Source organism: Cyclobacterium sp. SYSU L10401 (assembly GCF_010993705.1).
Classification (GTDB): Bacteria; Bacteroidota; Bacteroidia; order Cytophagales; family Cyclobacteriaceae; genus Cyclobacterium.
Genome location: NZ_WOFO01000002.1, coordinates 724,068 through 736,912 on the forward strand (window position 1 = coordinate 724,068; position 12,845 = coordinate 736,912).

Sequence of the window (12,845 nt, forward strand, 5' to 3'; positions counted from 1 at the left end):
CTCTATGGGCAGCCTTCATCCTATCTGGTTTTTACAAAATTTCAGACCATTATTGGTTTGAATTACGAATAAGCTCAATCGACTTCTCAGCAGCATTTTTTAAAATAATACGGGGCAACCTGACTTTTGCGGCTTCATTGAGAAATCTCAGATGTGATGCATTGCCACTTTCCCCGGTGGCGATAAGTGACTCCGCCCTAACCAGGAAGCTGTCATCCGTTTCGTAAATACACCTGAAATCACCTATCATGGAAGAGTCTTTTAGGTTAATTTTTCCAGAATAAATTGTTTGCATAACAAATAGGCTAATGAATAATCTATAAATTTATCAAGTTGCACCGGAGAAAGCATCCAGTATTTTAACCAAAATGTGTAGTATTTTAACTGTTCAAATAGCCATCCCAAAGCTGACAACTGAAAAACCTTCACATCACGAAGCCGGATCCTAACTGGAATCACCATCCTACTGTCCCCATTCAAAACCGAAATGTAAATCGATAAAAAAACCATGTAAAGGAAAAAGCACTATCCCATATTTATTGCGAATAATTTGCAGGAATTTACTATATTCACTCAGTGGTTTTTTTAGATTAATTCTGCTGATCTGCGGTGCTTCAGGTGTCGATTATTCAGTTCTGAACCGTTATTGGAAATAGTTAGAACCAAAAGAGGCGGTATATTTAATAAACCCGCAAAAAGCTTTTATTACCCTTTACCTGCTTCCGTTGATGAATGTCATAGGATAATGAACTTCTGCTTTGCATATAGCATCCATTTTCCCAGTAGGTAGAAAAACAATATCAAATGACTGTAATTAAGAAAAACTCCTTGTATGGGCATCGGCCTAAAGGAACATGCCTATCCTATTTTAGTTGTAAGAATCCGGCGGATACCAGAACAGTGTCTTTGGTTCTTTCATTTATACTCTTGTTCTTTTTCACCGCTGTTACTGCACAGAATACTAGAGATAAATCCTACGAGAGTAAGATCCGAAAGGCAAATGTTGGCGGATACATGATTACTCAAAGGGAAAAGGTTGATGAATCATACAATGCAGGCTACTCCATGTATGCAGCGGCTTGGCCTTTATTAAGGGAATATTCAGGAAGGAGTTTTCAATCAGGCTTGTTTGGTACCTGGATGCACCCGCAGTATGACGGGCCTTTGCCAGTAGAAAAGTTGTATACGGATATTGAAGGAGGTCTTGGCTGGTGGCGTGATACCGAGTATGCAACAACAACGCCTAAATTCATAATGGGCGGTGTACAACTTAATTTTGCCGGATGGGCCAACGGTCCGGGAGCAGGTAGAGGAAGGGACTGGAGCGATCCGAGAGGGAAATACGGCGTAGCTCAACTGAGTCCATGGCTACTCTGGCCTCCTGATGGTCTGAATCTCAAACAAGGCACCAGTGGTGAGTTATTTGGTAGCGGATACCTGCCTTTACCGCTGACTAAGCCGACACCTACCACCGCAGGTACAGCTGTACCCACTGGCAATCAGTGCTGGACCTTATTTTTAAATACCGGAAATTTTAAGGGCCCCGTGGCATTCTTTACCCCATATTTCTGGAGTCAAGCATCAGTAGAAGACCCTCGTCTGAGTGGACTGTTTTTAGATCAACGTCCCTCAGAACCAAATAAGGCTTTTCAAATGGAAACCCAGCATATTCACTCCTATGAAGCCACTGACTCCAACGGTCAAACGTATGCACGTATGGCTCCGACGCAATATCCGGCTGGGCCAGATGGCAACTCGGATCTGCTTCACCGCCTGATGGTCTATAAAAAGGAGTCCCTTTGGGACGATGTCGAAGCATGGTTTGACGGAGGTGATGCTGTTGATGGGAAAATAAATGTGGAGCATGCGCTCATGCAGAAGTTTAACAAAGGTGTCAGGTCTAACTGGAAATTTTACGGAGAGCATATTCCCAAGGACAAACGTGCCTTAATGAATATTACTTCCTACATGGACGCAAATGTCACTGATTCTGCTACCTTAAGGGTTCGCTGGGAAGGAGACCTGATTACAAAAAGAAAAACAAATAGCCATGACCTGATCACACTTCCTGAATACTATAAAATGGAGAAATCCAGCGAGGACGATATGGGGCAATGGGTGGCAGTGGCTCCGAGTGATGTTCCTGCTGAAACAGGACTCCATAATGTGAGCTTTAATAGAGCTGAAGATGACAGGCCCTCCCTTACCTATGTTACACCTGAGGAGGAAGAAAGCAGCTGGAAAAACCCGGGCCCGGCAGCTGGGCCTTTCAAGGCAAAACTGGGAGATGGCAGTACCCTTACCTATTACTGGTATCGATTTGCCGACCAACCTGCCTTGCTCAATGCAGATTTGAGTAAAGCAGCACGTGAAGAAATGCAAAGAAGGGTGGAACTGCTGCACAAGCATTGGAAAAAAGACCAGGAATACCTGCCTCCACCTTTGATAGGAGAGTTAGCCGATGTTGACCCAGCCTTGATCGTCAGTCCACCAGCGGGTATGGAGGTAGGATATGTGCCTATAGTTACAAAACAGGGATTGGAATAATGGGTCCATTCGGAACCGAAACCCATAATTGGAGAAAATTATGATAAAAAACGTAAAAATATTACTCTTAATTGTAATGATTTTCCTGGTAAAGGCCTCTCTACTCTCGAATGTCGCCAACTGTCAGTCAATTTCATCCCAGACTTATCGTCAGGTTGAAGTCCCTGAGCCCACTAAAGAGAAGCTGAAGGATATTTATGAAGAAAATATTTTTTCACCCAATTCATTCAATGGAAAATGGCTTCCTGATGGTTCGGCTTACCTTCTACTTGAAAATCTATCGGGAGAGGATGCAAAGTCACTGGTGAATTATGATGTGCCCGGGGGCAAGCGAACAGTACTGATTTCCCCAGAGGATTTTGACAGGTTTGGTTATTCAGTCCCTTTTATCATTGAAAACTATGTTTTGTCTTCGGAGGGTGACAAAATTTTAGTAGAAATGTCCGGTAAGGACGACGATTACACCGGGTCCGATTATTGGATGGTGGATCGGAAAACAGGTGCCAATGAAAAAGTTGTGGCCGGAGCAAATAACCGTATTTCTCCGGATGGCACCCAAATTCTCTACACTGAACAGGGCGATCTTTATGTGTATAGCCTGATTAGTAAAAATACTACCAGAATTACGTATGATGCCAATTCGGAAACGGTTACCAACGGCAGGGCTGTCTGGAGTCCTGATGGTATGCATATCGCATTTGTTCAATCCGATGTGAAAGAGGTGAGAAAAAGAACTTCCTTGGTTCCAGGTGATCCTTCTTATCCGGAAATAAAAGAGCAGCGATTTGCACGGGTCGGGGGAGACATTGCTGTATTGCGGGTGGGTGTTGTGGACACATCAGGACAAGAGACCCGATGGTTGCCAATACCAATCCCAAAAGAAGGATATTATCTTGGAGAGGTAAGCTGGGCAGGAAATTCGGAGGAGGTACTTGTGGAAAAAAGAAGCCGATTCAGGGACCAGAGACAATTTTTGATTGCCGACATAAACAATGGAGGTATAAGTACTATTTACGAAGAATCTGATCCGGCATGGGTGGTAGCAAGTTATCGAACTAACGGAGGAGTGGATTGGATTACTGATACCCGCAATTTTATTGTCCTAACTGAAAAGGATGGCTGGAGACACGCCTATTTGATGTCTTCTGAAGGAAAGAAAGAGATATTATTGACACCGGGAGATTATGATGTCATCGGAAGGGCAGGTATGGATGAGGATAAAGGGTGGTTTTACTATTATGCCTCTCCTGACAATGGGACCCAAAAGTATTTGTACCGGACACGGGTGGACGGAAAAGGAAAAGCGGAAAGGATAACTCCAATAGATCAGCCGGGGACGCACAGTTATACGATCTCTCCTGAAGGGAACTGGGCATTTCATACTTTTTCTTCAGCAAATACACCTCCTGTAACGGAACTTGTCAGTCTACCGGAGCATAAAGTGGAACGTGTACTTGAAGGTAACATTGAGCTCAATGAAAAAGTCAAATTGCTGGATCCTCAGCCAAAAGAGTTTTTAAGCCTTGATATAGGCAATGGCGTGGTTATGGATGCCTGGATGATCAAGCCTTCCGATTTTGATCCGGCTGCCAAATACCCTGTTTTTGTGTATGTTTATGGCGAACCTCACGGGCAAACGGTAATGGATTCCTGGAGACATGCCATGACTGATTATCACCGTGTTATCGCCGATCTGGGATATCTGGTAGTGTCATTTGACAACCGGGGAACCCCATCCCCAAAGGGAGCAGCATGGCGAAGGGCGGTAGCCGGAAGTTTAGGTCCCCTGTCAAGCGATGAACAGGCAGCAGCATTACAGGAATTAGTGCGGACCAGGCCCTATGTTGACCTTAGCCGGGTAGGGATCTGGGGATGGAGCGGCGGCGGGTCCAATACCTTAAATGCAATGTTTCGTAAACCGGAAGTATATGATGTGGGAATCGCTGTTGCACCTAAGGCACAACCGCATCTTTACAACGCCTGGTTTCAGGAGATATACATGAAAACTCCTGAGGTGAATCCTGAAGGATACCGCAAATCGGCACCAATAAACTTCGCAGAAGGATTAAAGGGGGATCTTTTGATCATTCACGGAACAGGGGAAACCAACACCCACCTTGAAATTACCGAGGGGCTGGTGGATCGCCTGATCGAATTGGGTAAGCCATTTGACTATATGGCCTATCCCAACCGAAATCATGGTCTGAGTGAGGGAAAAGGCACTTCACTGCATTTGAGGCTTTATATGGTGAGGTATTTGCTTAACCATTTACCGGCAGGGCCCCGGTAAACTTCATTTAGACCAATTGGGTAGGGTACAATTTTAAAAAAGCTGCTTGGGGAATTTGATCCGCCACATAGTTCCAAATTGAATGCATATGAATTCAGGTAACGATACAATCAATAAACGCTACTCTTATTAAATAATGGAAAAACATCCGGCAAATATTCTGAGAATTGGTCTATTCGGGTCCATAATTAGCCTATTACTTTTCACAGCATTTAAGCCGAAAAGCTCTGAGCCTTTAAAAGTATTTATTCTTGCAGGACAATCCAATATGGTAGGTCATGGGGAGGTTGAAAAGGGAGATCGGGGAAACCTGAACTATTTGGTTGAAAATGATAAAAAGGGAGAATACCGGCACCTGGTAAATGAAAAAGGTGACTGGGAGGTACGGGAGGATGTATTTATTTACTTTAACCACCAGGAAAAAATTCATACGGGTGGATTGACAGTTGGCTACGGTGCCAATGAAAATACAATCGGCCCGGAATTGGAGTTTGGGAATGTTATGGGAGATCACTATGATGGTGACGTTTTGATTATAAAAACTGCCTGGGGAGGTAAAAGCCTTGCCGTTGATTTTTTTCCTCCGGGTGCTGCAGGTGAGTCTGGGTATAAAAATAGGCCAATTACCCCTGGAGATACCGGATATTATTATGTGCAGATGCTTTCCATAGTAAACGAAGTACTGGGCAATTTGGGCGATTATGTACCTCCTTATAAAGGTCAGGGGTATGAAATTATGGGCTTTGGCTGGCATCAGGGATGGAATGACCGGATCAATCAAGCCGCTAATGATGCCTACAAGGAGAATATGATCCAGTTTATCAAAGATGTGCGAAAAGATCTTGGTGTACCGAAACTCCCTTTTGTTATGGCCACAACAGGAATGTCAGGTTGGGATGAAACCCACCCAAGGGCCTTATCCTTGATGGAGGCCCAACTGGCTGTCGCAGATTTCCCGGAATTCATGGGCAATGTTAAAGTGGTAGAAACAAGAGATTTCTGGCGTGAAGTCGAAGATTCACCAGCCAATCAGTCCTATCACTGGAATAGAAATGCAGCATCCTATTTTCTGATTGGGAAATCAATGGGTGAATCAATGTTCGATATTCTTCAGCCCTGATTTGTGATCAGGATTGAAAAGCTAGAAGGAGGCCATTACAAATGACTGGTTTAAAAGGGTTTTTCTAGACTTCATTGCGATGGATAAAAAGATGCAATTGTAAACTATTCCCAGGCAGGGTTTTGCCGATAGGCTAACCATAGCAAGTAACCAATTAATTGAACATTTCGTAACTTTAACAAATGGAAAATCAACTACTGAATAGAATTACAGTTAATCCCGAAATTTGCCATGGGAAACCTACCATTAGGAATAAACGATACACAGTAGATTTAATTCTTGACCTGTTATCAGCCGGAACTACCCATGATGAGATATTAGCGGATTATCCTAAGCTGGAAGAAGAAGATATCCTGGCTTGTTTAGCCTATGCGAGGAAAATAGCTAAGTATTCAAGCTACACGAAGATTTCAGGATGAAGCTGATTACCAATAATCCCCATCTATCAAACAAACCATCTAATCCAGCCAAAATTCATATTGAAGGTAATCAATGATTTGGGACAAGAAATTGGATCATTCGAAAATGAAGCGCGCTCGAGTTCCCAATAGTTATTTATTAGGAAAGACATGTTTTTGATTTTTCACTAATTTCCCTATTTTTAAACTATGGATGATCACGATACTCCCAACTAAGTTGAAGAGCCATTTTCCGAATATGGAAAATATACCTATGCTGACTACCTGACCTGGCAGATAGATGAAATGGTGGAGTTGATTCGCGGTAAGGTATTCAGACAAGCCGCTGCAACTAGGGTAATCCACCAACGGGTTGCCGGGAAGGTGTTTGTGGAGTTCTCTAATTATCTAAGAGGTAAAAAGTGTGAGGTATTCATTGCTCCCTTTGATGTCCGGCTTCCGCTAAAATCAAAAAGAAACGAAGATATCGATACGGTAGTGCAACCGGACATTTGCGTGATTTGTGATGCTCATAAAATCGACGAGGCCGGTTGCTTAGGTGCGCCGGATTTAGTAGTCGAAGTCCTATCTCCAGGCAATAACAAGAAGGAGCTGCAACATAAATATGAGGTATATGAAGAATCGGGTGTCAAGGAATACTGGGTGATACATCCGAATGAATGCACTTTATTGGTGTATACCTTAATCAACGGACGGTATGATGCCTCGAAGATTTTTACCCATGGGGACATGGTGTCTTCAAAAGCTGTTGAGGGATTTGTATTAAATTTGGAGGAGCTGTTTTGTGATTGCTTATGAGGAATAGGTGGTAAAAAGGTTTGGGCTGGATGTGAATGATTGCTTGATAATGCCTGTTTCTTTTGAGCGGTTTAGAAAAACCATCGACAAGAATGTTGACTATCTTTCTGCACAGGTGACTGGCGAAGAATTTGCTGATAAACTCGATTCCTTTTTTATCAAAACACCGTAATTGGATGCTGTCATCTGGTTTCGCCGGACTATTGGTAAAATTTTAAGTTAGTTGCAAAAGTTGGCCGAGATAGAAAGGCTACATCAATACTCTGCCGCTTCACCTTTCAGGGGGATTGATTGTTGAATGAACTCCCGGAGATCATTGGTAGACGTTACCAAATCTTCCTCCCTCACATACATCATGTGACCGCTTTCATACACGTTAAAATGCAAACGGTCTTTCATTTTACCGCTTGGATCAAGCTTCCACATACCATTCATTTGTCTGAAATAATTGACCAACATATCGTAATATCCTGCTTGAAACAATACTTCAAGATGGGGGTTCTGCATCATGGCATTACGCAATTTCTCCCCGGTCCCATCCGTAAATCTATCCCAGGGCCAGGGAAATACAGCACCGGAAACATGGTATTGCAGGTCTGTTTTAAAGTTTAAATCATCTCGAAGATATGCATTAATTGCAGGAGTGAAGGCATTATCCCAGGCAGCTGACTCGGGTGGAGTTCCGGTAAAGGAATCGCCCCCATCCATTTTATCGATACCTTTGTACCGGGCATCCGAGAGACCCAGGAAATATCCTTCATCCCTTAGTAACTCTTTTCTGAAAGCATTTCTGGAGACTGTCAGATTGTGGTCCAATATCAATTCCTTTTTGAGACCTGTATACCGGGCTAATTTCTCCGCAACCGCTTGTTTCTGATCTTCATCAATAAATCCGCCTCTTTCGACTGCCGGTAAATATTCCTCTATGGCATACGCTTCAACTTCTGAGAGAACATCCGTAAGACTTCTTTGCTGTAAATCTTCAGGTAGCTGCTTATGATACCAGGCTACCGCAGCAAAGTTGGGCAACTGAAGCACTTCATTACTTGCGATCGGAAGTTCCATTTTGGTCCCGGAAACAATAACTACTCCGTTGAGGTAAATCCCCTGCTTGTCTTGCAGTTCAGCAGATAAGCCCGCTACGCGTGTTGCCGAATAACTCTCCCCAATCAGGTACTTTGGGGATCTCCAACGTCCTTGTCGTGATAGGAAATTGTCAATCCAGTCAGCCAGGTAGGTAATGTCTTGATACACTCCAAAAAAATCTTCCCGCTTGCCGTCGTTCAATATGCGTGAAAAACCCGTATTAACTGGATCAACATAAACGATGTCTGCCACATCTATAATGGAATGGGGATTATCGACGACACCATAGGGTTGTATGGGATATCCCTCATCACTTATTTCCAGCCGTTTCGGACTTGTATAACCCAAATGCATCCATAGGGATGCAGCTCCCGGCCCTCCATTGAATGAGAATGCAATGGGTCGATTCTCGACCTGATCGACATCACTTCGTTTGTAATAGGTATAAAACAACGCAGCATCAGGTGCTCCATCTTTACCGTATACCGGCTGAGTACCTACTGTAACCTGATAGGGTATTCTTTTCCCGTTAACCGTTACTTCATTGGAAGAGACAAGAGAAGTGTCGGCCGGTAATTTATTGTTTTGGGCATGCACAGAAGTAAGGCAACCAATTAATAAAAGTAAAGGGAAGATTATTTGATGGAGAAATTTACTGGTTTTACTACACATAATAAGGTATTTAGTTAGGGGTTAAATTTTCTACAATTTTTCCGGAGATGCCGTAAAGCCTTGCACAAAAGTTATTTATAGGCTTCAAGCGCATTTCGCATGGCACTCAATAGTGGTCTGGAACTTAAAGGTTCACCTGTTGCTTTAATCATCCACAGATCAGGTGTAAGCTTACCGATCTTGCATGTTCGTATCATTTCCGTCGCAAAATCCTTTCCCTCAAACTGCTCTTCCAATTGCATGACGACAATATTTCCAATAGGATAGCTGTGTAAATAGAGCGCCCCGGAAATGAAATGATTATAAATGGCTAAGATAGGGACATCCCTTACACCAAAAATTTCTGCAAAATACTGGTTCCAGATATCCTTGGCAATCGTAATGGTTGCTGCCTTAAGCTCTTCAACCGTAGCATCCGGATGATCATACAGCCAATGCCAAACCCTGATCTCGTGAAGCGCTTCGGATCCCATTTCACAAACAAACCAAAATGCGGCCAAGGCATTGTCCTGCTTTTCCCTGGCACTGTATTCCTCATTTATTCCCAAAGCAATCAAGTTGCGGTACGCAATAAGATCCGCCATGGCCTCTGTGTAGGGGCTGCTTGGGATGCCTTTCAGTAAATAATAATCAGACATATAGGTGCCAACATTTTGCTGAATGGTATGGCCGATTTCATGCATACCCACCCTGTAATTTTTGTAATCCAGGCCATCCTTTTCAAAACGGATACGCAAATGGGCTTTAGCGCCTTTCATTTGTGGCGCATTGGCATGGCCTCCGGAGGGAATTGGATCAACAACAACCTGATTGCCAAAAAATTCAGCTTCAAAATCCGGGAAACCAATTCTTTTGAGGATGTTGGGTAGATCTTGCTGGAATGCCATTGGGGTGGGATATTTTTCTTTGATCAGTTGATCCAGTTCATCCATTTTGTAATTCGTATTGTCGCTGAATCCCGTGTACCATATATCGAATGGTTCTAACTTTCTCCCAATCTTTTTTTCAATCAACGAGGCTACGGCTTTCTTTTCCGTAGCGCTTAAAACTGATTCCAGCAATGAAACAATTTTTTCTTCACTCAGTTGACCGTTTTTAAAGGTTCGGGTCAAATACGTTGATCCTTCGGGATATTTGGCATCCTGTCGCATCTTGGATAACATGTTGTGATGCAACACTTTGTATCTATTATCAGGTTCGTCCTTAAAATCTGTTTCTATAAAATTTTCTCCTTCTTTCAGATACACCTTATTGGCTATGGGTTCCCAATAATAAGCCGTTTCTCCCACCATGCATTCCGGTATGGTTTGATGGATGATATGCATCACTATTGTACTTATGATGCGCTGCTTTTCCAGAGGATTATCCCTGAAGTAGAGCCCTTTGATTTCATCCCTTAATCCATTGTGACTGTTCAACCGGGTTCCTTCAGGAAAAAGAACTTCAAGTTCGGGTGATACCACATGATCCATTGATAGAATGTAGCGGGTGGTGTAATCACGAAGCTCATCGGGGATCGGCATGGGGTCGGGCTCCTTATCCGGGTCGGACCTGAAATCAAATTTATCTCCCAATCTGACCATTGCCCACTTTTTTCGACTCCAATTAGCCCCAAATGCTTCCTTTTCTTCATTGGTATAATAGGGGAAATTGAGGGCGATGGCGAGGGCAAGTTTGCTTTTGAAAAAATCAATCGTAATTTTTGAATCGCTAAAAAACCTGTCCAGCTCAGTGATAGGTCGCGTCATGGTCACCAATGGGTAATCGAGTGCCAGAGAGAGTTCTCGTTGGTATCCATTGATGGCACTAAATTGTTGTTCAGCAATTCGCAACGCATTATCAAGCTCTGGACCGGAAGGGATAAACTGCTTCAGACAAAACTCCTGAAATTCAACACCATTCCCATTTTCTTCAAACCAAAGATTAGAAAGGTGCCTGACACCACGAACGATGCGTTCTGAATTTTCATCTCCATATTTCGTTATCAGTTTCTCAGTAACCTGATTTACATCCTTCTGTAAACTGTCTTTGAAAATCTCCTGCCCGAAACTATTAAATGAGACAAAAGTCAGCGAGATAATAAGGGTAAAATAAATGGCTTTCATTACAGCGAATAGAATTAGTTGAGAGGAATTTGCAAATTCCTTTCCGGGTTTTTAAAATTTAGTTTAGTTGGGATGAGTTTAGAATTTCCGGGCAAAGTCAGCGGAGTGTCGGTCCTTCTCATTTCAGCCCAGGGCTCATTAGCCATAAATGTCATGGCACGATACTTTTGATTCCTTATTTTATACTCAGAGGGTGCCCTTCCCTAAACAAAACCGGATATCTGTTTTGGATCATCTCCTGTTCTTCGGGATACAATTCTTCTATATCCATGGGCACGTCCTGTGGACGGGTACCTTTTTGATTCAAGCGGTTCATCAGGCTCCAGTTTCGGATAGGTTGGCCTGGTTTTGCATCGGCAGGTTCTTTCGCCTCCAGATCGTAACGTGTAAAATCGATCAACTTTTCGGGCGTTTGGGCAATCCAATCCCTGAGCGTGGCCATTCGGAAATCCTTGTTCATAAACCAGCGAATCTCCAGTTCCGGTTCTGATCCACAAATGCCTGATCCACGGTGAACGAAACGGTAATCAAGTTCATCGTTGTTTTTATAATGCTCCCGCCAAAGCATCCCGAATTCTCCATGCGTGATGGCCTTTGCATCCGGCCAGCGCCTCCGGATTTCACTCAGCCAGATGTCCAGGCCTTCCATGCCATTTCGTTCCTGATAGCCAGGGAATAGCTTTCGGGCTTCTACCAGGCTAAGTTCCCAAATGGACGTTACCCAGGCAAAACCATTCAAATCAAATCCCTTGTCGAAGTGTGTTGACGTGGTGGCAAGCATCTGCCGCACACCGGGTGCTGTGCCCAATCGGATCACCGTCTCGATCGGCCCAACCCCCATCCGGCTGCCACAATTTACGCCATCGATTCGTCTGGCACCGGGATACCTTGCATTCAGAAAATCGACAGTCCAGCCATCAAGATTTACACAGTCGATAAGATCGGCCTCTCCCTGGGCCGGCTTGTTGAAATGTTCGGTAGAAGGATAATAGGGATACACAATAGACCCCTCGCCATCCCCATTGTCTACCGCATATTGGCTCCAGATGGTGCCCTGGCTGACGTGTATGTTTTCTTCTTCTGACAGGTACCGGAGGTTTTCGGCTGATAAAAAGCCACCAATCACGGCCAGGGGCCGGTATCCATTACCCACCATCTCAGAGACCATTTGCAAGCCTTCATGCAGGTCGCGGTTAGTCTGCTCACGGGAATTGTACATGGGAGAAAAATAGGCGCCCGGTATAAATGTGATTTCATCCCCGTATTTTTTGTGGTAAGAGACGATGAGTTCCCTTAATTCGTGGTAGTTTGGACGCTCATCCTGCAGGGCAAGCCAACTGAAGGCCCAGGTCATTCTGGCTCCCGGCCAGGCTTTCTCAATGGCCTCCCGGAAGACACTGGCCTCGCGGGGACTGTGCACGGCCGACTCATCCACGCCATGAGATTCGGTACGGGTGGTTTCGATTTGGTTTACCCGAACCACCGAGGCAAAAGTCAGGAACCGATTTCCCATTAGTTCTACCTTAGGTTCGAAATCATCGATGGGTTCATTGGCTTTTGAAACCTGATTTTCCGTCTGCCCGATCCCTGTTCCGAAAGTAAGCAGGATAAGGACAAATCCACTCAAAAGCGGGATAACAAAAGACGGTATTTTTCTTTTTCTCATGGTGCGATTCATTCGGTATGTCTACTTTTCAAATGATGGTTTTCAATACAATTAGAATACCGCTGGCTGCTCTTCCTATCGAACACACTATTTCTATCATTCATATTTTGTCATGCTATCCATTATCTATTTTTAATCAACG

The 12,845-nt window shown here is 43.9% G+C and carries 8 protein-coding genes and 1 pseudogene; 5 read left to right on the forward strand and 4 right to left on the reverse strand.

Annotated elements, in window-relative coordinates; genetic code table 11:
• Nucleotides 1-49 precede the first annotated feature (49 nt).
• Nucleotides 50-295, reverse strand: a complete 246-nt coding sequence (locus tag GL182_RS07865) for a hypothetical protein (RefSeq protein WP_163379083.1) — start codon at nt 293-295, stop codon at nt 50-52.
• 509 nt (nt 296-804) lie between these two features.
• Between GL182_RS07865 and GL182_RS07870 the strand changes: the two genes are divergently transcribed.
• The 5 genes and pseudogenes from GL182_RS07870 to GL182_RS07890 all read left to right on the forward strand — a co-directional run.
• A complete protein-coding gene (locus tag GL182_RS07870; RefSeq protein ID WP_205603602.1) occupies nt 805-2,547 on the forward strand; it encodes a hypothetical protein in 1,743 nt (580 codons plus the stop codon).
• Nucleotides 2,548-2,587: 40 nt separating this feature from the next.
• Nucleotides 2,588-4,837: a S9 family peptidase gene (locus GL182_RS07875; protein WP_240469733.1), complete on the forward strand. Its 2,250-nt coding sequence runs from the start codon at nt 2,588-2,590 to the stop codon at nt 4,835-4,837.
• Between the two features lie 136 nt (nt 4,838-4,973).
• Entirely contained in the window at nt 4,974-5,957 is a 984-nt protein-coding gene (locus GL182_RS07880) for a sialate O-acetylesterase (RefSeq protein WP_163379084.1), read from the forward strand.
• Nucleotides 5,958-6,139: 182 nt separating this feature from the next.
• Entirely contained in the window at nt 6,140-6,376 is a 237-nt protein-coding gene (locus tag GL182_RS07885; RefSeq protein WP_154858005.1) for a DUF433 domain-containing protein, read from the forward strand.
• A 216-nt stretch (nt 6,377-6,592) separates the two neighbouring features.
• Nucleotides 6,593-7,174 (forward strand): annotated as a pseudogene (locus GL182_RS07890) (Uma2 family endonuclease); the annotation flags it as partial.
• Nucleotides 7,175-7,429: 255 nt separating this feature from the next.
• On the opposite strand, the gene GL182_RS07895 reads toward GL182_RS07890, so the two are convergent.
• From GL182_RS07895 to GL182_RS07905, 3 genes are all read right to left on the reverse strand, one after another.
• Nucleotides 7,430-8,932 carry a S10 family peptidase gene (locus GL182_RS07895; RefSeq protein ID WP_163379085.1) on the reverse strand — a complete coding sequence of 501 codons (1,503 nt, stop codon included), beginning with the start codon at nt 8,930-8,932 and terminating at the stop codon, nt 7,430-7,432.
• 71 nt (nt 8,933-9,003) lie between these two features.
• Nucleotides 9,004-11,037 carry a carboxypeptidase M32 gene (locus tag GL182_RS07900; protein ID WP_163379086.1) on the reverse strand — a complete coding sequence of 678 codons (2,034 nt, stop codon included), beginning with the start codon at nt 11,035-11,037 and terminating at the stop codon, nt 9,004-9,006.
• 175 nt (nt 11,038-11,212) lie between these two features.
• On the reverse strand, nt 11,213-12,703 hold the full coding sequence (locus GL182_RS07905; RefSeq protein ID WP_163379087.1) for a DUF3863 domain-containing protein: 1,491 nt from the start codon (nt 12,701-12,703) through the stop codon (nt 11,213-11,215).
• Nucleotides 12,704-12,845 lie beyond the last annotated feature (142 nt).

Coding starts and splice junctions, on each gene's coding strand:
- GL182_RS07875 (WP_240469733.1), top strand. CDS start 2,588: ATGATAAAAAACGTAAAAATATTACTCTTAATTGTAATGATTTTCCTG.
- GL182_RS07900 (WP_163379086.1), bottom strand. CDS start 11,037: ATGAAAGCCATTTATTTTACCCTTATTATCTCGCTGACTTTTGTCTCA.
- GL182_RS07885 (WP_154858005.1), top strand. CDS start 6,140: ATGGAAAATCAACTACTGAATAGAATTACAGTTAATCCCGAAATTTGC.
- GL182_RS07895 (WP_163379085.1), bottom strand. CDS start 8,932: ATGTGTAGTAAAACCAGTAAATTTCTCCATCAAATAATCTTCCCTTTA.
- GL182_RS07865 (WP_163379083.1), bottom strand. CDS start 295: ATGCAAACAATTTATTCTGGAAAAATTAACCTAAAAGACTCTTCCATG.
- GL182_RS07880 (WP_163379084.1), top strand. CDS start 4,974: ATGGAAAAACATCCGGCAAATATTCTGAGAATTGGTCTATTCGGGTCC.
- GL182_RS07905 (WP_163379087.1), bottom strand. CDS start 12,703: ATGAGAAAAAGAAAAATACCGTCTTTTGTTATCCCGCTTTTGAGTGGA.
- GL182_RS07870 (WP_205603602.1), top strand. CDS start 805: ATGACTGTAATTAAGAAAAACTCCTTGTATGGGCATCGGCCTAAAGGA.